Here is a 21,926-nt window from a genome sequence, read left to right as displayed (position 1 = left end):
AATAACACGCTTTAAAGTTTATTGTTTTAAAATTACGCCAGATGTTCCAGCATATCTTTAGTCATCGATTCCAGATCAAATTTATGATTCCATCCCCAGTCTTCTCTTGCAGAAGAATCGTCGATGCTGGCCGGCCAGCTGTCTGCAATTTTCTGGCGGAAATCCGGATTGTAGGTAATTTCAAAATCCGGAATATGTTTCTTGATTTCAGCAGCAATTTCAGTAGGCGTAAAACTCATTGCTGCCAGATTGTAGGAAGAATGTATTTTGATCTGCTCAGCAGGTGCTTTCATGATATTTATAGTGGCATCAATAGCATCATCCATATACATCATTGGCATTTTGGTTTCAGATGACAAAAAGCATTCGTATTTTTTATCGGCAATCGCTTTATAGAAAATATCAACCGCATAATCGGTAGTTCCGCCGCCCGGAGGAGTCGACCAGCTGATGAGGCCCGGATAACGAATACTGCGAACATCAACACCGTATACATTATGGTAATATTCGCACCATCTTTCGCCGGACTGTTTACTGATTCCATAAACCGTTGAAGGTTCCATAATGGTATATTGAGGGGTATTTTCTTTTGGGGTTGTAGGTCCAAATACAGCAATACTGGAAGGCCAGAAAATCTTTTGGATTTTTTTGGCTTTAGCCAGATTTAAAACATGAAAAAGCGAGTTCATATTTAAATCCCAGGCAAAGGCAGGATTTTTTTCTGCCGTAGCCGATAAAAGAGCGGCCATTAAATAAACATCGGTGATTTTATGAACTTCAACCAGATGCTCAATCTGATTAAAATCTAAAGCATTGATAACTTCAAATGGACCCGAATTAACAACATCAGTATTTAATTTTCGAATATCGGAAGCAATCACATTCTCGGTTCCGTATAATTTACGCAGTTTCTGGGTCAGCTCAGTCCCAATCTGGCCGCATGCACCAATAATTAATATTTTTGGGTTCATTTTGTTTAGATTTTAGTCTGGCAAATATAACGTTTTCGCAAATAAAAGCGATTTTTATAACATTAAATTATGAAATCAACAAAGATAAAGTTTGATTTTTAGAGTATTCTTTAAATGAAAAGGCTTGAGTCTGTCGGAATTCTTGTTTAAAAGAACTCTGTAAACAAAAAACAAAGAAGGTAAGGAAGTGCAAAATACCTGTTAAAATAAGGTTTGAAGACTGAAAATCAGAATTCGTAATTGTAAATTTACTTCGTAACTTTGCACCCTAACATTGTATCAGATGAAATATAAAATAGCGCTGTTTTTACTTTTGATTTTTGCACTGCACTCCTGTCAGAATGAGAATGAAAGGCGTCTTGCCGAAAATGCAAAAGAAGCTAAGAAGAAAGAAAAAATCTTTAATAACATCAATAAAGCCTGGATTTTTATAGACGAGCCTATTAATGAAGTTTCGGAAGAGAATGTAAAAAACTGGACAGAATGGCGCGATTTCTTAAAAGAAATAGGCGATAAACCGAGAAAAACGATTGGGGCTTTTCAGAAAAAATCAACCGCAATTTCAAAAAAAGCAATGGCTTTGAATGATAATATTCCGGCACAGTTCAATCAGCCGCAGATTAAAAGCCGTATTTCTATTTTGATTACAAAAGTCAGAATGATGGATTTGTTTATTCATTTAAATCAGATTCCGGATGACAAAGTAGCTTTCCTGATAAGTGAAATCAACAAAGAACTGGTTTCACTGGAAAGGCAGATGGACAAAATTGTCGAAAAAGCCAAAATCCCAAAAGAAGAAGGAGAAGCTGATTTTCTCAAAATGTTAGACACCACACGTGCAATTCCGAATTCGGGTGCACCTCAGGTTCCAATCCAACAATAGATCAAAACCATCAAAATTGAGTAAAAACGCCTTATATACAATTTATGACAATCTGCCAAAAGCAGAGCAGATTGCTAAAAGTTTACTGGAAGGAAATCAGATCAAAATGAACCTTAATGGTTTATTGGGATCTGCGGTTTCGTTTATAATCCGTTCTGTTTTTAAGAAAACCGAGCTGCCTTTTTTAGTTATTTTAGATAACAAGGAAGAAGCGGCCTATTATTTAAACGATTTAGAACAAATGATCGGGGAGCAGGACGTGTTGTTTTATCCGGCCTCTTTTCGTCGTCCGTATCAGGTTGATGAAACAGACAATGCCAATGTTTTGCTTCGTGCTGAGGTTTTAAACCGAATCAATTCCCGTAAAAAACCAGCTGTAATTGTTACCTATCCCGAGGCACTTTTTGAAAAAGTAGTAACACGTCAACAGTTAGATAAAAATACTTTAAAAGTTGCTTTAAACGACAAAATTTCGATTGATTTTATCAACGAGGTTTTATTTGAATACGAATTTAAAAGAGTTGATTTTATTACAGAACCCGGAGAATTTTCAGTTCGCGGAGGAATTGTGGATGTATTTTCTTTTTCTAACGATCATCCGTACCGAATTGAGTTTTTTGGAAATGAAGTAGACAGCATCAGAAGTTTTGATGTAGAAACGCAATTATCTGTTGAAACACATAAAAAAATCACGATTATTCCGAATGTTGAAAACAAAGTATTTCAGGAAAACCGTGAAAGTTTCCTGGATTATATTGCCGAAAAAACGGTTCTTTTCATCCAAAATACCGACGGACTTTTTAGTCAGTTAGACAAACAATTTGCAAGGGCAGAAGAAGCTTTTGAGAAATTATCCAAAGAAATAAAACATGCCGAGCCGGAACAATTATTCCTGAACCAGGCTGCATTTATTAAACGAGCTTTGGATTTTTCGATTGTAGAACTGGCTTCAAAACCTATTTTTAAAACCACAAAAAAATTCGAGTTTCATATTCAGCCTCAGCCGTCTTTCAACAAACAATTTGATTTACTGCTGAACAATCTGAGCGATAATCATTTTAACGGATACAAAAATTATTTGTTCTGTTCGAATGAAACACAGGCGAAACGTTTCCACGATATTTTTGAATCGTTGGACGAAGCCAATTCAGAGAATATACGCAAACAATATAATACCGTTGTACTGCCTTTGTATCAGGGTTTTATTGATGAAGAAAACCAGATAACGGCTTATACCGATCATCAGATTTTTGAGCGTTATCATAGATTCAATATCAAAAACGGTTATTCTAAAAAACAGAATATTACGCTGAAAGAATTAACAGCGCTTTCTGTAGGCGATTATGTAACGCATATCGACCACGGAATCGGGAAATTTGGCGGATTGCAGAAAATTCAGGTCGAAGGCAAAACGCAGGAAGCTATTAAACTGGTTTATGCCGATAATGATATTGTGTATGTAAGTATTCATTCGCTTCATAAAATTTCGAAATACAACGGAAAAGACGGTGCACCGCCTAAAATCTACAAATTAGGTTCGAATGCGTGGAAGGTTTTAAAACAGAAAACCAAAGCACGTGTTAAACATATTGCGTTCAACTTGATTCAGTTGTATGCGAAACGCCGTTTGGAAAAAGGATTTCAGTTTGCGCCAGACAGTTATCTGCAAAACGAATTAGAAAGTTCGTTTATCTACGAAGATACACCAGACCAAATGAAATCGACTCAGGAAGTGAAAGCCGATATGGAAAGCGACCGTCCAATGGATCGTTTAGTTTGCGGGGATGTTGGTTTTGGGAAAACCGAAGTTGCGATTCGTGCTGCTTTTAAAGCGGTTGACAATAGTAAACAAGTCGCTGTTTTAGTTCCGACCACAATCCTGGCGTATCAGCATTTTAGAACTTTTTCAGAGCGTTTAAAAGATATGCCGGTTTCTATTGGATATTTAAACCGATTTAGAACGGCAAAACAAAAAACACAGACGTTAAAAGATTTAGCCGAAGGAAAACTGGATATTGTTATTGGAACACATCAATTAGTCAATAAAAATGTAGTTTTTAAAGATTTAGGTTTATTGATTGTGGATGAGGAACAAAAGTTTGGTGTTAACGTAAAAGATAAATTGAAAACCATCGCTGCTAATGTTGATACCCTGACATTAACCGCAACACCAATTCCGAGAACACTGCAGTTTTCGTTGATGGCAGCACGCGATTTGTCTGTAATTACAACGCCTCCGCCCAATCGTTATCCTATTGAAACCAATGTGGTTGGGTTTAATGAAGAGATTATTCGTGACGCGATTTCGTACGAAATTCAAAGAAACGGACAGGTTTTCTTTATCAATAACCGAATTGAAAATATAAAGGAAATTGCCGGAATGATTCAGCGTCTCGTTCCAAATGCAAGAGTTGGAGTGGGCCACGGACAAATGGACGGCGCTAAACTCGAAGAATTGATGTTAGGTTTCATGAACGGAGATTTTGATGTTTTAGTTGCCACCACAATTATCGAAAGCGGACTGGACGTTCCAAATGCTAACACGATTTTCATCAATAATGCCAATAATTTTGGACTGTCAGACCTGCATCAAATGCGCGGTCGGGTAGGGCGAAGCAATAAAAAAGCATTCTGTTATTTCATTTGTCCGCCGTATTCATCGATGACCGAAGATGCCAGAAAACGTATTCAGGCGCTGGAACAATTCAGTGAATTGGGGAGCGGTTTCAACATTGCGATGAAAGACCTTGAAATTCGTGGTGCAGGAGATTTATTGGGCGGCGAACAAAGCGGTTTCATTAATGAAATTGGTTTTGATACCTACCAAAAAATCATGAATGAAGCCATCGAGGAACTAAAGGAAAACGAATTCAAAGATTTATATCCGGAAGAAAATGATATTGATACGAAAGAATACGTAAAAGATATTCAGATCGATGCCGATTTTGAATTGTTATTCCCGGATGAATATATCAATAACGTTTCAGAACGTTTGATTTTATACAACGAACTGAGTACCATAAAAGACGAAACAGGTTTAAAAGAATTCGAAAGAAAGCTAATAGACCGTTTTGGGCCATTGCCAAAACCTGCCATTGCACTTTTAAACAGTATTCGTATCAAATGGATTGCAACGAAAGTGGGAATCGAAAAACTGGTCTTAAAACAAGGCAAAATGATTGGTTATTTCGTTTCAGACCAGCAGTCAGATTATTACCAATCGTCTAAGTTTAGAAACGTATTGAATTTTGTTCAAAAACAAAGTACGCTTTGTAAAATGAAAGAAAAACAAACCGTAAACGGATTACGTTTATTATTGACTTTTGAAAATGTGAAGTCGATAAAACGTGCGTTGGAGCTGATGGAGTTGTTTGAGGAGTAAAAAAAGACAGCCACGAATTCACGAATTATTTAAATACAGATTTTAAAAATAAATTCGTGAATTCGCGGCTAAAAAAATTAAGTTTTATTTACCTTTTACTTAAGAAAAATCTTAGAACTAAAAAGTTTTCTTTGATTCAAATTTTCAAAGACAACTTTATATGCAGAATCAGCTTATTCTTCTATTTTTATTTTTAGGATTAACTTCAGTTTTCGCTCAGGAAAAAGGCAAAATCGTTTTCAGGGATTCCTTAAAATCAGAAACTATTGACCCGCTTCGTCCGGCAAAAGCAGCATTTTATTCGGCTGTATTGCCTGGTTTGGGCCAAATTTACAATCAGAAATACTGGAAACTTCCTTTGGTTTATGGTGCCATTGCCGTTAGTACTTATTTGTATATTGACAATCAAAAAAGTTATACTGTTTACAGGGATGAATATAAAAGAAGGCTGGAAGGCAGAACGAGTGATTCTGAGTATCTGGCAGGATTAACAGAAAGCCAGCTCTTAACGGCTCAGAAAGGCTATCAGAGAAACAGGGATTTATCGGCATTGTTTATAGCCGGATTTTATATTTTAAATATCATTGATGTCAATATTGATGCCGCTTTATCACAGTTTAATGTAAGCGAGAATCTGACTTTTAAACCTGCTTTAATCAACAATGATATAAGCTTCAGGAATGATTTTGGGTTTGCCCTGAATTATTCGTTTTAACACTAAAACAAGAAAGGCGTATAAAAATATCATACGCCTTTCTTGTTTTATAAATAGTGTTAGATTATTCTAATTTTAGATAATGAAGTCCTTTTTTCCCCGATATAATAATTTTTGTTTTAGAGAAAGAAATTTGATTCACTGTTGAGCCTGCAGGCAGTTCTAATTCTAATTCCCAGCTGGCACCTGAATTAGTAGTAGATAATATTTTATCACCAGACTGAATGTACCATTGTGTTTCTGATCTCAGGAAAATGGCATTAACGTCTTCTTTGATAACATTCCATGATTTTAACATATCTGTAGACGCTACTAATGTTTTACTGGTTAGATTTACAGCCAGGACTTTATTAATATTTTTGAATTTATAAGTACTTAAATCTGTATTGGCTTTAGAAATGGTATCAATAACAGTCCAGTTGTTATATCCGGTAGGAGATTCTAATATTACATTTTGCTGGTTATTGGAACCATATTTCATATAATCATTCATGATCCCTAACTGATAAAATTTGTCATTAGAAGTCGATTTTCCTAAGGATACAAATGCTACACGGAAAAAAGAATTTCTTACAGTCCAGGCCGGAGGATCATTTTTAACGATAGTTTTACCATTATCTGCAGTATAAAGCTGGCCACCGGTAACGGTCGAGATAATGCTGCTTTTGCCGTCTGAATAACTCACTCTTAATCCGTTTATCGCAGGACTAAATGCTTTTGATTCGATAGCATATTCCTGTCTTGTTTCGAATGTATTGTCAGAATAAAAAGCAGATGATGTATGGGTTAAAATACCTGTTTTATCCGTTAACATTCTAAAATGTCCGTAGTTTGCCATGCTTGAAGCCAGTTCTACTGCTTTAAAACCGGCAGCATTCGGAGTCAGTTTTTTTGGATTGCCGGAAAAACCAAGATCTCCATAGGTATTGACTAAAGAAAATATAGTATGGTTTTCGTCAAACACATCCGAAGTCATAATTTCTGAATTGCCTAAAGCATTGAGTTTGTTCCATCCCTTTTTTATAACAAAAAAATCAGTACGTTCACTATAAACATTTTTGACAATTACCTTAAGGGTATTTACACCTTCTTTTATATCGTCATTAATAGGAAGAATGATTTTGGTTTCGGTAATTTCTTTAGCCGTTACGTCAACATCATTAATCAATACTCTGGTTGGAAAATCTTTATTGGTAAAGTTGGTTCCTGTAATTTCAAGATTCTCTCCTTTGATTAAAAAATCAGAGGAAAGTGCTGTTATAGTAATAGGAAGAGGATCTTTTACGACAGGCGTGACAGGCGTTTCGGTTTTATCTCCGGAATCATCGCCGGAACAGGAAGCAAATAGTCCTCCTAAAAGGATAGTAATTAAAAGTAATTTTATTTTCATTGATTTAGGGATTTAATTTCTCCGCAAAAAAATGAAATTATTTGATCGAATCCTTACGGGAAACCTCATTTACGGGTTGTTTTTATGTAAAAAAGAAGGGCATATGAAACGTCATATGCCCTTAAAAATAGGGGGTTAAGAATAATTATTTAACAATCAGTTTTTTAGTCGATTTAAAATCTTTGGTAACAATATTGACAATATAAATTCCCGAAGCCAGACGATGGTCAATTTTTCCGGAAGCGGATAGTTTTTCCGTTAAAACCGTTCTTCCGTTCATATCTGAAACCGAAATTACAGCAGAATCCCCGTTTTCTAATTCCGGTAATAAAACGTGAAATTCGTTGTTTACCGACGGATTTGGATAAATACCAGTCATTTTTTCAGCTTTTGAAACTTCTTCAATATTCAAAGCCGTTTTGGATGTTCCAACGGTTGTAGGTTCCAATTGCCATTGGGCGCTGTACCAGCCGTCCTGTGAATTTCCGTATTGAGCAGCACCCGTTTGGTTTTCGATATGAATAATGTTTCCGGTCTGCCATCTGTTTCTTAAGCGAACCCAGGTTCCGTCAATATAATCGCCGGACCATTGTGCACTCCAGAAAGTAGTGTCGGTAATATTACACTGAACTGTTCCGGTTTGACCTTCGATATTCATTAATTCTCCTGTTGCGACATTTTTTAATACAAAATAAGTAGCATCAATAGCTATTTTCTGCCATTTATAGTTGTTTCCTGAAACGGTTGTTCCATAACCTGTATTGGTTCCGGAATCAGATAAATAAGCGCCTGTCCATCTGTTTTTGATCGTGTAATAATTTCCTCCGCCAGAAGGAGTAGAAACGGTTACGGCACAGGTACTGGTTTTGTTTCCGTCAACGGTTGATACCGTAATTACAGCCGTTCCATTCGCGACAGCGGTAATTAGACCCGAGCTATTTACAGCTGCCACAGCCGTATTGTTTGAACTATAGGTTACCGATTTATTAGTTGCATTTGCAGGAAGAACAGTTGGTGTTAATTGCTGAGTTCCGCCAACATTTAATGCTGCTGTAGATGGACTCAAACTAACACTTGTAACGGCAGCACCAGTTCCCGGATTTGAATCGTACCAGGTACTGTTCATGTACCATCCTGTTTTATTTCGGCTTAAGTCGGCTGTTTGATTAGTTCCGTCATTAAAGATTAAATTCGTTGAGGTAACATTTGTAAAGGTATAACTGTACCAGCCATTTCCATTATCATTCATATTTACTCCCGGCCAGTTAACCGTTACTAAAACCCCTGTTGGCAATGCATTCCAGTAATAGATTTTAATTCCAGTTCCCCAATTGGATGGTTTATAGAAATAAACCGTAAAATTAGTATTCGGATTTACCGTTATTGCAGCCGCAGCCGTTTTATTTCCATCCTGAGTTGTTGCTGTGATCGTTGCAGTTCCGGCAGCAACAGCCGTTACAAGTCCGCTTGAATTTACTGTTGCAATTGCTGTATTACTAGAACTCCAAGTTACATTTTTATTGGTTGCATTTGTAGGCGAAATCGTTGCTGTAAGCTGTTGTGTGTTTCCTGCATATAAACTTGCAGAAGTTGGCGAAACAGCCACGGAAGAAACGGGAATCGCAGCAACTGTTATAGCCGAAGTGGCTGTTTTATTTCCGTCAGCAGTAGTAACTGTAATGGTTGCCGTTCCAGCAGAAACTGCCGTAACCAATCCAGAAGCATTTACTGTTGCCACAGCCGTATTGCTGGACGACCAGCTTACGTTTTGATTGGTGGCATTTGCCGGAGCAATCGCAGCATTTAACTGCTGTGTTGTGCCTAAACCAACGGTTGCTGATGTTGGACTAACCGAAACACCAGTAACGGCAACAACCGGAGCATTGGTATTGGTTAAAACCAAATATTCGAAAGCCGCAAAATTACGTGCAGCACCAGCGGTTAAAGTTACCGAAGCATTATTGTTGTACGGATTTGCATAAGTTCCCGCTAAAGCAGCCGGAATAACATACGATTTGGAAGCATTTCTCAAATTTGACATTACGATAACTTTTTCTGTGCCTAATGTTTTTGTGAAAATACAGATATCATCATTCGCATAAGTCGTTAAATCTCCTCGTCTAATTGCTGCGCTTGCTGTTCTGAAATTTAAGATTTTAGCAAAATCTGCAGCAGCGGTTGGGTTTTGAGACCAGTTGAATTTGAAGTTTTGCCAGGGCCAGTCGGTTTTGGGTTCGTAGTCGATTTCCTGTCCGCTCATTAAAAAAGGAACTCCTCTCATGTAAGCTGAAACTAAGAAATTGGCAACCACTCCGTTATGGTTTTTAAATACTACAAATGGCCTTCTTACCCCATCATCATTGGTATAAGTATCATGATTTCCGGTATATCTAACGATTTGTTGATTAGCCGTTGCTTTTGCATATTCGTAAGTGGTCTGGTCCTGCATTCTTTGCGAAACAGGTCCTCCGCCGGCAATATCATATAAACCAGCGTGAAACCAACGATCACCGTAATTCATATCAAAACCAACTTCAAAATTTTCCTGTCGGTCACCTTCAGCTAACATTAATAATTTATGAGATGTGATTCCTCTAAGGTTTGAATTCACTTCTGACCAGAAATCTAAAGGAGGATTGTTGGCATAATCACAACGGTAACCATCGATATTGGCTGCAAAAATCCAGTAGCGCATCGCGTCTTTGATAGCAGCTCTTGTAGCCGGGCTATTCAGATCCAATGCGGCAATATCGGAGAAGTTTCCTAACTGCTGAATGGTTGTTCCAGTTCGTTTATAGTATTCAGGATGCGAAACGGTCCAGCCATGATCCCAGGAAGTTCCATTGATGGCAATATCCAGGATAACAGCCATTCCACGGCTGTGAGCGCCATCGACCAGAGTTCTTAAATCGGCCAGTGAACCATATTCAGAACCAACGGCTTTAAAATCTTTGATACAATAGGGCGAAGCCGAACTTCGGGAATCGGTGCCATGCGGGAAAATCGGCATTAAATAAATGACATTTGTACCAAGTGCCTTTATATTGTCTAATCGGGCGGTTACTCCGGCTAAATTTCCGTTGGCACTAAACGGCCGAATATGCACCTGATACATGTTGATATCTCTCGTATCGGGAACACCAGCAAAAGGTGTCCCGTATTGTGCAGGATCCTGTGCATAAACGGATCCTGTAAATAATAATACAAAGCAAACCAGTACTTTGGTAATATGAAATAATCTAGTGGTAATGTTGATTTTCATAATAATAGTTTTTGCATGCTTGTCGGCATTTCTAACTAAAATTCATTCTCACTCGCATTGTTTTTAAGTTCGACAAACATTTTGTGGTTAATAGTTTTCAAGTAGTAAGTTTTAATTTTTGCTCAGAAATGAGCGTAGGTTTCCTGCCACGAATTCTCGAATGAGGATTTATCTAGAAAATCTCAATTCTGAAAATTCGTGAATTCGCGGCAAAAAAAACTTAGAAACTGAGTATCTCAGAATCTTAGCACCTTAAATTATAATTTTTTCAATCCTTTTAAATCTGAAGCAGTTCCTTCTTTGATGCTAATGGCAGCACCACCGCCCGGAGCTAAATACTGCTTCAATTTGGTTTTTGAGTTTACGATCACTTTAGTAACAGTATATTGCTGTGGATTTTTATTCCAATTGGCATCTTTAGCATCAGCATAAATAGTCGCGATGAAATTTTTTCCAGCTGGTAAATAATCAAATGAAATGTTTGCTGTTCTGGCATTTTCATCTGTAATTCCGCCAATAAACCATTCGTTTTTACCTTTTGCTTTTCTTGCAATGGTAATATAATCGCCAGGCTCGGCTTCCAGAATGTAACTGTTATCCCAGTCTGCAGCAACGTCTTTAATGAACTGAAATGCATCCGGGAATCGCTCGTAATTTCCAGGAATATCAGCAGCCATCTGCAGTGGACTGTACATGGTTACATAATAAGCTAATTGCTTTACTAAAGTGGTGTTTACCCGTTGTGAACTTCCTGTTCCGTAATAAGACAAGTCTGTTTGGAAAATTCCAGGCGTATAATCCATTGGACCTCCCATTAAACGGGTAAAAGGTAAAATAGTGGTATGATCCGGAGCTAATCCTCCCATAGATTCGAACTCAGTACCGCGCGCTGATTCCTGAGCAATCCAGTTTGGAAAAGTACGGTTTAATCCCGTCGGGCGAACCGCTTCGTGGCTGTTGACCATAATTTTATAATCGGCAGCACGCTGAGCAACGTTGATGTAATGATTCACCATCCATTGTCCGTCGTGATGTTCGCCACGTGGAATAATCTGTCCTACGTAACCTGTTTTTACCGCATCATAACCGTTATCATTCATAAACTGAAAGGCACGATCTAAACGACGCTCATAATTTGTAGCCGATCCAGAAGTCTCGTGGTGCATGATAATTTTCACCCCTTTTGAAGCTGCATAAGCATGAACGGCTTTTACATCAAAATCAGGATAAGGCGTTACAAAATCAAAAACTTCTTCTTTCCAGTTGCCGATCCAGTCTTCCCAGCCAATATTCCAGCCTTCGATAAGAATGGCATCGAAGCCGTTTTTAGCAGCAAAATCAATGTATTCTTTTGCACGCTCTGTTGTGGCTCCGTGTTTTCCGTTTGGCGTAAGTTTGGTAAAATCATCCGTTATTTTTACGTTGTTTTCTTTTCCAAAAGCCCAGGTGCTTCTTCCAGCTACAAAATACTCCCACCAGATTCCGATGTATTTTACTGGTTTAATCCAGGAAACATCTTTATAACTTGTAGGTTCGTTAAGGTTTAAAATTAATTTTGAAGCTAAAATATCTGTTGCTTTGTCGCTTACCACAATCGTTCTCCACGGAGTCTGGGCATCGGTCTGCATATATCCTTTTGCACCAAGTGCGTCGGGTGCCAGATGACTGATCATTTTGTTGTTTACAGCATCAACTTCAAGATACATGGCTGGATAATTAATTAATCCCGCTTCGTGAATGTTGATATATAAACCGTCATCAGATTTCATCATAGACGGGGTTTGTACAGACAATTCTTTTATGGGCTGCTGTGCATTGATCTCGATCGTTGCTTTTTTCATCAGTGATGGAATCTCTGAAATTTTTGAGGTTGTATAGGCATATTCGTTGGTGTCATAATCTCCCGGAATCCAGAAAATTTTATGATTTCCGGCCAGATTAAATTCAGAACGTTCTTCTTTGATTACAAAATAACTCAGCTCATTTTGTTTCGGAAATTCATATCTAAATCCCAATCCGTCGTTGAACAAACGGAAACGAATGCGGATAAATCGATTGTTGTTTTTGGCCTGGGCTAAAGTGACCACCAGTTCGTTGTAATGATTGCGAATGGTTTTTTCTTCTCCTAAAACCGGATTCCAGCTTTCATCAACAGAAGTTTGTGCTGTATTTGTAATGGAAAAACCATCTCTAAATGAAGCTTTGTTTTGAAGTTCTAAACCTAAAGTACTTGGTTTAATAACCGCTTTCTGTTTGTATGATAACTGATAGGACGGGATTCCGCCTTCTTTTAATTCAAATTTCAGGATAAGGTTTTTGTCCGGCGAAGTTATCTCTTGTGCCTGAAGCCATAAAGTGCTTACAAGTATGAAAAGTAAAAACGCTGTTCTTTTGCCCAAACGAATTGGAAGCAATGATTTTTGGGATTGAAAATTCATGTTATTTAGTTTTTTGCAAATCTAATTTTTTTAAAGCTGCATTGTGATTAGTTTTTCAATACTAAATATTGAAAAGGCTGTAAGGTAATTTCGGAACCAACGGTTACGGCCGCTCCGGTAAAAGCATCTTTCCAGTTTCCTTTTAAAGTATTAGGTATAAGATGTTTTACAGCTGAATCGGTCAGGTTCGAAAGAACGAATACTTTTTCGGTATCTTTAACCATCGTAAAGGCACTTACGGCATTGCTGCTATATCCGGTAAAAGTTCCGGTTTTGATGGCATTACTTGTGTTTCTGAACGCAATGATTTTTTTATATTCTGCCAGCATTTCAGTATCTGCCGCAGACCAGTCGATTGGTGTTCTGGCAAAATAATTCAGTCTTTGTGCATAACCAATTTCCTGTCCGTTGTAAATCATGGGAACTGATTTTAAATAAGCAGCCGCCACAAAAGCCGCCACAGAACCTTTTTTGCCTCCAAAAAGCTCTAACGGGGTTCCCTCAGAAAGATTTACGTCATGGTTACTGGTATAACGCACTACTCTGTTTTCAGAATTGTAAATGTTGGTATATTCCGCAGCATTTGAATCCTGAAGTGTTGTAGCAGGTTTATTTTCTTTGAAAAGCTGTTCAAGCGTATAAAAGAAGTTAAAACCAAAAGTATAGTCAAAACCTGATGCGAAGTGGTTGTATTTTGACCCTTCAGCCAGCATCAGAATGCTCTGGTTTTTTTTGATTTTTCTCAGTTTGCTGATAGCTTCTGTCCAGAAATTGTTCGGAACAAAATCGGCATAATCGCATCTGAAACCATCAATATTGGCATTATAAACCCAATAGGACATGGCATCGATCATAGCTTCTTTCATTTCGGTATTATTGAAATTTAATTGTGCCACATCGTTGTAATTGGTTCCCGGCGGAATTATGATGTTTCCGGCTGCATCCTGCTGGTACCAGTTTTTATGCTGTGTAATCCAGGCATTGTCCCAGGCCGTATGATTAGCAACCCAGTCCAGAATAACGGCCATGTTTTTTTTGTGAGCTTCTTCTACTAAGGTTTGAAGATCCTGTAAGGTTCCAAAATCCGGATTTACGGCTTTATAGTCTTTAACAGCGTAAGGAGATCCTAATTCGCCCGTGGCTCTTTCTTTTCCAACAGGATAAACCGGCATCAGGTAAATAACATTTGCACCCAGTTCCTGAATCTGCGTTAGTCGGTCCTGAACCCCTTTGAGCGTTCCGGCCTGGCTGAAAGCACGAATGTTTACCTGATAAATTATAGCATCTTCTTTTTTGGGCATTTTTTCAAAAGGAGCTCCATACTGTGTATATGGAGAGTCCGGGGCTTTATTGTCGTCATCAGAAGAACTGCACGAAACAAAAGCCAGTGCCAGCAGAAAGGTATAAACGATTTTGATATTGAATTTCATGATTTTGAGTTTTTTAAAAGGTTGAGAAGTAACCTGCCTTTCGAAGTAAAAAGACAGGTAGACTCAAACCAAACTAAACTAAGTTTTTATTTATTTTTTGGTTATGGTATAAACTGCGGTGGCAGGATATCCGGCAGCGGCAGGATCAACATCATTTATTTGTAGAGTGATTTCATAAGTTCCGCCTTCACCTACATAATGAGCGCCCTGATCATCCAGATAAACAATTCCGTCTGTGGTATTTTTAGGTCCGTAATTGATGGTCCAGCTGTTGTTTAATCTGAACTTCACATTTCCGGGAACGAGATCAAGGGTAACTTTCCATGTTTTAGTCTGATGATCGTAGTCCATAGGCGTACTGTTGTCCCAGCTTCCGGAAGTAGCATCGCCTACAACTCCCCATGAATAAGGTGTTGCGGTCCATTTTAAGGTATTCAGGTTTACTTTGATCTGATACGAACCAGCACCGGGAAGTACAAAATCAGTATCGCTCATGTTTTTAAGATCGCTGTTGGCAGCACCGGCACCATAGAATTGTGCCCAGTTTCTTTCGGTATTCAGTTTGAATCCCGGACCAGCTCCCGGAGCAACCGTCATGTAACCCTGATAAACGCCTTTTTGAATTGCAGTTAAGGCCGCAGCAGTTTCAATGGCCCAGTTCTGGTAACTTCCCGGCATATAAATTTCACCAAAGACAACACTTTTTTCATATGGAGTAACAATAATGGTAACCGGATTAGAATAAATCTTACGATCCATAGCCGCTTCTACACGAACCATCAATTTCCCTTCCTGATCGATAGGAAGTCCTAAATCAACGGCAATTTTATTGAGTTCTGCACCGTTTAAGCTTTTGCTTAAAACCTCCGTTCCTACTTCAATTCGTTTGGCTTTCTGCCAGGCCGTGCTTCCGCTGGTATCTCCAATTAAATCAAACTGAATGGCATAAGTTACAGGAGCTTCAACAGGAAAAGAAACGGCAGGCCATGAAACCAGTAAAACAGGATCATCTGCGGTCTCTTCCGTCAATACTAATTTGTTTGAGGAAACGGTAATTTCAGAAGGGAAACTAACGGATTTCAGTGTCGTTAATTCAGCACCGCTTTCACAGGAAGAACCCAGAAAAAGCAGACTGCCTAATATAATTAATTTATGGATATATTTTTTCATGATAGTTTAGTTTTTAGTAACCCGGGTTTTGTTTTAATCCTGGATTGGCATTTAAAGCCGAAGTTGGAATTGGGAACAGCTTTCTGTAAGCAGGCGAGGCAGGTCTGAATTCGTTTGCCAGTAAAAATTTGTCAAAACGAATCATATCCTGTCTTCTGTGGCCTTCCCAGTTTAATTCAAACCCTCTTTCATTATAAATATCTTCAAGAGTCGGATTATGATCTAAAGCATCCAGTCCGGCACGCTGTCTGATGGCATCTACAAAAGGTTTCGCAGCACCGGCATTTCCTAAACGGGCATTACATTCGGCCATCATTAAAATAACATCGGCATATCTGAAAATTGGAAAGTCGTTTGAAGCTCCGCCGCCTGTTCTTGGTGTAACAGGATAGAATTTCACATTGCGCACTCCCGCCTGAGGTGGTGCCCCCGGATTGTCTAAAGAACCAACGTCGAGCGTATAATTGAAGCCGCCCGGCTGTTCTCCAAACAAAAACTGTTTTCTGCGAATATCATTTTCAGCATATTTCAGGAAAAAGTCTTTAGGAACAATAGTACCGTTCCAGCCGCTGAAACCAAATAAAGCCTGTGCATGGGCACCATATAAACTGCGGACAGCATAAACATTACGGGATACAACATCGAGCGTAACATAAATAGGAAGAATGGTTTCGTCTACAGGAAGTACGTCTCCAAATAGTTCATAATACTTACTTCCCAGCGGGTTTGAAGCATCGGCTTCCCCGGAATGAAGTGTAAATCCGCCATCAGACACTTTATTACAGGCCGCTAAACATTCTGTCCATTTTGCGGTTCCGGTATACACCTGAGCATTCAAGTATAGTTTTGCCAGTAAAGTATAACCGGCCCATTTATTGAATCTTCCGTAATAATTATCTCCTTTTGTTCCGGATAATAATTCCACATTTTCGTTTAGTTCTTTAACAATAAAATCAAAGATTTCTTTACGACTCGACTGCGGAATTTTATCTACAGTAATATTATTATCGGTGAAAAAAGGAACATCTCCGTAATCATCAATTAATAAATAGTAGAAAAATGCTCTTAAGACTTTGGCTTCTGCAATTTTGGAAGCTTCTGCATTTGATTTTTCCAAAAGGCTAACGGCTAAATTGGCATTAAAAACTGCTTTGTACAACCAGTTCCAGGTATTGTTAATTATAAAATCAGTAGGCAGCCATTCGTGTTTGTGCAAACGGGCAAAATCCTGCTGCCAGTCGCCTGTGTTTCTGTGCGGAATAACCTGCTCGTCCGATGCCATGCAGTTCATATCGTACCAGCCATTATCGGCTCCGGCGTATCCTACACCAGAAGCGTCTTCTCGGGTAAATTCACCCGGAATCTGGGCATATACATTGGCAAGCGCTATGTTGGCACCTTCAGGGGTTCCGTAAAATTCATCTGCGGGATATTTATCATATACATTTTCGTTGATATCTGTGCAGCTGAAAAGTGTCAGGAAACAAATGCTTCCTGTTAGGAGTATATTTTTAATTTTCATCTTTTTTACTATTTAAATTTTACAGTCAAACCAAACACAACACTTCTTGTACGAGGATAAATTCCTTTATCGCCTCCAAAACTGCTGTCTCCGCTTCCGCTCACATTTAGTTCAGGATCCATACCGGTATAATCGGTAATCAGGAATAAGTTGTTTCCTGTAAGCGAAAGTCTGATGGTATCAACATATTTATCTGTAAAACGGAAACTGTATCCGGCTGTAAGATTTTCTAAACGAATAAATGAACCGTCTTCCAGCCATAAATCAGAACCGTAAGGAGACGTATAAATTCCCTGATCTACGGCACTTGCCAGAATATTTGATTTACCTATGTTTTCCATTCGGCTCAAATTAGAGCGTAATCCGTTGTAGATTTTATTTCCTCCTGAACCTCTTACTAACATCGAAGCATCAAAGTTTTTATAACGGTACGACGGGTTAAAAGCAAAAGTATAGGTTGGTAAAGCAGAACCTGCATAGTAACGGTCCGGACTTCTGGTTCCCTGATCGATCAGGCCATTTCCGTCGCGGTCCAAAACGGTTTCAACGTTGTTTTCATTTTTACCGGTATGCTCCAGGATATAAAAAGCTCCAACCGGTTTTCCTTTTACCAGAAAGGAATTTTCAGCTCCCCAGCCCACATAATCGGTATTTAAAGGAACTCCGTTTATACTGCCGCTCATATTAAGCACTTCGTTTTTCATAAAAGAAGCATTTCCGGCCAGAGTTAGTGTGCTGTTCTCTGTTTTGATCACATCATAGGCAAGGGCAATTTCAAGACCTTTGTTTGAAATACTTCCTACATTGGCTCTGATGTCTTTATGCGGAAACGGCGGCTGAGGTACGGTATAATTGAACAGTAAATTTTCTGTTGTCGCACTATAGACATCTACAGTTCCTCGTAACCTGTTGTTTAAAAGGGCAAAATCAAGACCTAAATTGGTTTGTTTTTTAGTTTCCCATTTCAAATCGGCATTTGCATTTTGTCTTACACTGTAATTGGTAATAGGCTGTCCTCCAAAATAGACAATTCCGGAGTTTTGTACTAACGATACAGACTGCTGCGGAAGAAGCCCCTGCTGGTTACCGGTAACCCCATAACCTCCACGAAGTTTTAACTCGTCAAATAAGGTCTGGTTCTGCATAAAAGGTTCTTTGTTAATCTGCCAGGCAGCAGAGACAGAAGGGAAATTTCCAATTCGGTTATTAGCCCCAAAAACAGACGAACCGTCCTGACGAATACTGGCAGTAAGTAAATAACGGTCTAATAAAGCGTAATTGATTCTTCCTAAAACCGAAACTAAACTTCTGTCATTTTTATAGGATTCCATATCACCTGGTCTGACTTGCGATAAATCACCTAACTGCAGTGCATTATAAGTCGTTTTATCATTCATAAAACCTCTGGCCTGCAGATAGCTTCCCTGATACGTCTGATTCTGCCATTCGTATAAACCTAAAATGTTGATATTGTGTATACCAAAAGTTCTTTTATAGTTAAGGCTAAAGTTGGTTAGTTTTTCATTTTGTCTTTCATTTTTTATGTTGGCAAAACCTTTTTGATCAATAGCATAAGCAGCAGTTGATTCTACCGGCTGAAAATAACCATTGGTAGTATTGGTTTTTCTCCAGCTTCCAAACCAGTTTGCTGTTAAACCTTTTGCCAGATCCAGATCTGCTTTTAAACTTCCGAATAAATTATCATTCTGCGCTTCACTGGTAGTAGTTTGTGCTGCTGCATATGGATTTAAATACTGAAAAACGTTTGAATCCGTAAAGTAAGTTCCGTCTGTATTATAAACAGGATCTGTCGGCCTCATTAAATAAGCATTTGTGATCAGGTTAGACATAAAGGCTGCCGTACCTATATCCTGAATACTGCTGGTTGTATTGTTTACGCCGGTATTCAGATTAAAAGTCAGTTTCAGTTTGTCATCAAAAGCCAGCTGGGTTGCCTGAATACGTCCGATGTATTTTTGATTACTGGAATTAATTACAACCCCGTCCTGTAAAATAGCGGTTAGCGAAGCTCTGTAATTGAATTTGTCAGTTCCTCCGCCAAAGGATAAAGTATGGGTTTGTGTAATTCCGGTTTGGGTTAAAAGGCCATACCAGTCTGTATCAGAACCATGATTGGCCGATGCCGGAACACCTACGCTCTGAGCAGCTGCCCACCATTCGTCGGCACTTAACATGTCTAATTTTTTAGGAATAAAATCCAGCGAAGTAGAACCGGTGTATTCTATAGTGGTTCTTCCGGCTTTATTCTTTTTAGTCGTTACGATAATTACTCCGGGAGCCCCTCGTGAACCGTAAATGGCTGTAGCCGAAGCATCTTTTAAAACATCAAAACTTTCAATTTCACTTGGCGGAACCTGATTTAACAAATCCATATTTCCCTGAATTCCGTCTACTACTACCAAAGGATCGTTTCCCCCAAGTAAAGATCCGATTCCTCTGATACGAACACTTGGTCCTTTGCCCGGCTCGCTTCCAATTTGAGTGATGTTAACCCCGGCTGCTTTTCCTGCAATTAATTGTAAGGGGTTTACAATAGCGCCCTGGTTCATATCTTTTGCGGCAATAGAGGAAACAGCTCCTGTTACGTCTTTTTTCGCTGCAGTACCATATCCTACCACTACAATTTCCTGTAAGTCTGTAGCGTCCGGAAAGAGCTGGATATTAATCACGCTTTGGCTGGCGGTTACTTTTTTCTCCTTATAACCTACAAAAGAAACGACAATTACAGACTGGCTGCTTTCGACAGTAAGTTTGTATTTTCCGTCAAAATCTGTTACGATACCGTTTTTGGTACCTTCTTCAATAACAGATGCTCCGGGAAGCGGCAGACCGTTTTCGTCGGTAATAATACCGGACACGGTTTGTTTCTGGAATTCTATGACCTGTGTTTTAAGTTCGGGCTTTTTCAGGATAATCTGTGTATCACGAATTTTAAATTCAGTGGGAGTTCCTTTAAAAAGTTTGTCCAGAACCACATAAATAGATTGTTCTTTTACGGATATAGAAACGGTTCGGTCTAAGTCGATATCGCTTAGTTTGTAAATAAACCTGAAATCTGTTTTTTGTTCAATGGTCTCAATAACCTTTTCGATTGTTGAATTGTTTAATTCAAGGGTAACTTTTGTTTTTTGGGCATAAGTACTTGCTTTGATATTAAACATGGCGACCAAAATAAGTAGAGTAGTTAGTTTCAATTTTAGGTCATTTTGGAACAATGAGTATAGGAACCCATTATTCTTAGATTTTTTTTTCATAATTTTGTTAATTGATTGTAGTTAATTCGTTATATTCAATCACTTAGTTAATCGGAAATTGTTCGCAGCTCTTTCCGATTTTTTTATTCCCGTAATGTTATTTCCTCATATATTTTTGTTGGTTTTAGTGGTTATTTAATTAGTATTTGATTGTTTTTTATGGTGTAATTAATGCCATGGATTTCGTTAAAATAACTCATCACATTTTCGATAGATTCCTCTTTGAAGCTGGCATTAAATTTCTCATTGGCCAGTTTTTCATTTTTGTTTACAATGGTAACATTATAACGTCTTTCGAGTTTGGTAATAATATTTTTGAACGTCATGTTTCTAAAAGTGAGCCCGCCGTCGATCCATGAAGTATAAATGTCTGTAATAACCGCTTTGGTCGAAATTCTGGCATTTTCTTTATTGAAACTACCTTTAAATCCTGGTTTTAAAATCGTGTTTCTGGCAGCGTCAAACTCTTCATTCGATTCGTACATGCCAACAGAACCTTCTACGAGTACAACATCGGTTACCGCATCTTCAGGATAATTGGAAACATTGAAATGAGTACCTAAAACACGAACGTTCAGTTCATCGGCATTGACGATAAACGGATGTTTTTTGTCTTTGGCCACATCAAAAAAAGCTTCCCCGTCCAGAAAAACCTGTCTGTTTTGACCTGCAATAAAATTAACAGGGTATTTTAAAGTCGTTCCTGAGTTTAAATGCACCAGGGTTCCGTCTGATAACTGAAGACGGAATTTTTTTCCGTATGGAATTTTAAGTGTATTGTAAACCAGTTTTTCAGGATCTGAACCATTTCCGTATACGATTTTATCGCCATTTTGATTTCCTACAATGTTCCCTTTCGCATCTTTTACCTGAGTCGAATTGTGTTCTGATAAAACCTGAGTTTCGCCATTTTCTAACTGTAGTACGATGTCAGAGCTTTTAAAGTCAAATTTCTGCTCGATGGTTTTCTGAGAAATACTTTGTTTGTAGAAAAAGCCTGCTCCCAGTAAAACCACAACAGAAGCCGCAACAGCAATGTATTTTCTAAAACTGCTTTTACGTTCAGGCATTTCAATCACTGTCTCTTCTTCTTTTGAAGCCGAAAGGATGTTTTTGAAAATGGCATCGGCAGTCTGGGAATCCATTTTAGGCATTTCGCCCAGCAGGTTTTGAATATCTTCTACTGTGGGGAAATCATCTGTAAGCTGATTTTTTTTATAATAAGCGACCACCTCGTTTACTTCTTCTGGAGTACACTGGTTTAAAACAAACTTTTGTAAAAGATTTTTTATTTCAGAATTTGAATTCATTTCGAATTGTTTTTGGCAGGGTTTTGATATAATACAATCGAAAAGCAGCTGAGTACTACTCAATCGTTATAAATTTTTTAAATTTTAACATTTAAAACCATAAATAAGGATTTAAGTTGTTGATTTTCAGAATGTTTTTGCAATTGTTTTTTTCTAAAAATATTTAGTTTGAGCATTC

At 38.3% G+C, this 21,926-nt stretch carries 12 protein-coding genes; 3 read left to right on the top strand and 9 right to left on the bottom strand.

The features are described 5' to 3' along the window. Positions 1-32 precede the first annotated feature (32 nt). Complete coding sequence (locus tag ACODST_RS19315) at positions 33-971, bottom strand: L-threonine 3-dehydrogenase (RefSeq protein ID WP_488933724.1); 939 nt, start codon at positions 969-971, stop codon at positions 33-35. Between the two features lie 283 nt (positions 972-1,254). Between ACODST_RS19315 and ACODST_RS19310 the strand changes: the two genes are divergently transcribed. From ACODST_RS19310 to ACODST_RS19300, 3 genes are all read left to right on the top strand, one after another. Then, a complete protein-coding gene (locus ACODST_RS19310) occupies positions 1,255-1,854 on the top strand; it encodes a hypothetical protein (protein WP_488933723.1) in 600 nt (199 codons plus the stop codon). 16 nt (positions 1,855-1,870) lie between these two features. Then, entirely contained in the window at positions 1,871-5,236 is a 3,366-nt protein-coding gene (gene mfd / locus ACODST_RS19305) for a transcription-repair coupling factor (protein ID WP_488933722.1), read from the top strand. A gap of 160 nt (positions 5,237-5,396) precedes the next feature. Continuing rightward, positions 5,397-5,951, top strand: coding sequence for a DUF5683 domain-containing protein (locus ACODST_RS19300; protein ID WP_488933721.1), 555 nt, complete (start codon positions 5,397-5,399; stop codon positions 5,949-5,951). 64 nt (positions 5,952-6,015) lie between these two features. Here the strand turns inward: ACODST_RS19300 and ACODST_RS19295 are convergent, their stop codons facing one another. From ACODST_RS19295 to ACODST_RS19260, 8 genes are all read right to left on the bottom strand, one after another. Beyond that, complete coding sequence (locus tag ACODST_RS19295) at positions 6,016-7,341, bottom strand: hypothetical protein (protein WP_488933720.1); 1,326 nt, start codon at positions 7,339-7,341, stop codon at positions 6,016-6,018. Between the two features lie 145 nt (positions 7,342-7,486). Beyond that, a complete protein-coding gene (locus tag ACODST_RS19290; RefSeq protein ID WP_488933719.1) occupies positions 7,487-10,603 on the bottom strand; it encodes an Ig-like domain-containing protein in 3,117 nt (1,038 codons plus the stop codon). Between the two features lie 257 nt (positions 10,604-10,860). Next, positions 10,861-13,041: a glycoside hydrolase family 97 protein gene (locus tag ACODST_RS19285; protein WP_488933718.1), complete on the bottom strand. Its 2,181-nt coding sequence runs from the start codon at positions 13,039-13,041 to the stop codon at positions 10,861-10,863. A 47-nt stretch (positions 13,042-13,088) separates the two neighbouring features. Further along, on the bottom strand, positions 13,089-14,471 hold the full coding sequence (locus tag ACODST_RS19280) for an alpha-amylase family glycosyl hydrolase (RefSeq protein ID WP_488933717.1): 1,383 nt from the start codon (positions 14,469-14,471) through the stop codon (positions 13,089-13,091). A gap of 90 nt (positions 14,472-14,561) precedes the next feature. Further along, positions 14,562-15,641, bottom strand: a complete 1,080-nt coding sequence (locus ACODST_RS19275) for a SusE domain-containing protein (RefSeq protein WP_488933716.1) — start codon at positions 15,639-15,641, stop codon at positions 14,562-14,564. Positions 15,642-15,654: 13 nt separating this feature from the next. Then, positions 15,655-17,163 (bottom strand): RagB/SusD family nutrient uptake outer membrane protein, encoded by a 1,509-nt coding sequence (locus ACODST_RS19270; protein ID WP_488933715.1) that lies wholly within the window; start codon positions 17,161-17,163, stop codon positions 15,655-15,657. Positions 17,164-17,171: 8 nt separating this feature from the next. Further along, entirely contained in the window at positions 17,172-20,378 is a 3,207-nt protein-coding gene (locus tag ACODST_RS19265) for a TonB-dependent receptor (protein WP_488933714.1), read from the bottom strand. A 191-nt stretch (positions 20,379-20,569) separates the two neighbouring features. After that, complete coding sequence (locus ACODST_RS19260; protein WP_488933713.1) at positions 20,570-21,748, bottom strand: FecR family protein; 1,179 nt, start codon at positions 21,746-21,748, stop codon at positions 20,570-20,572. Positions 21,749-21,926 lie beyond the last annotated feature (178 nt).

The organism is Flavobacterium sp. FG19 (assembly GCF_057809475.1).
This window is presented reverse-complemented; position numbering and strand designations above follow the sequence as displayed.

Excerpts from the sequence above, each read along its gene's own strand:
- ACODST_RS19295 (WP_488933720.1), bottom strand. The coding sequence starts at position 7,341 with ATGAAAATAAAATTACTTTTAATTACTATCCTTTTAGGAGGACTATTT.
- ACODST_RS19260 (WP_488933713.1), bottom strand. The coding sequence starts at position 21,748 with ATGAATTCAAATTCTGAAATAAAAAATCTTTTACAAAAGTTTGTTTTA.
- ACODST_RS19310 (WP_488933723.1), top strand. The coding sequence starts at position 1,255 with ATGAAATATAAAATAGCGCTGTTTTTACTTTTGATTTTTGCACTGCAC.
- ACODST_RS19285 (WP_488933718.1), bottom strand. The coding sequence starts at position 13,041 with ATGAATTTTCAATCCCAAAAATCATTGCTTCCAATTCGTTTGGGCAAA.
- ACODST_RS19300 (WP_488933721.1), top strand. The coding sequence starts at position 5,397 with ATGCAGAATCAGCTTATTCTTCTATTTTTATTTTTAGGATTAACTTCA.
- ACODST_RS19280 (WP_488933717.1), bottom strand. The coding sequence starts at position 14,471 with ATGAAATTCAATATCAAAATCGTTTATACCTTTCTGCTGGCACTGGCT.
- ACODST_RS19315 (WP_488933724.1), bottom strand. The coding sequence starts at position 971 with ATGAACCCAAAAATATTAATTATTGGTGCATGCGGCCAGATTGGGACT.
- ACODST_RS19275 (WP_488933716.1), bottom strand. The coding sequence starts at position 15,641 with ATGAAAAAATATATCCATAAATTAATTATATTAGGCAGTCTGCTTTTT.
- ACODST_RS19270 (WP_488933715.1), bottom strand. The coding sequence starts at position 17,163 with ATGAAAATTAAAAATATACTCCTAACAGGAAGCATTTGTTTCCTGACA.
- ACODST_RS19290 (WP_488933719.1), bottom strand. The coding sequence starts at position 10,603 with ATGAAAATCAACATTACCACTAGATTATTTCATATTACCAAAGTACTG.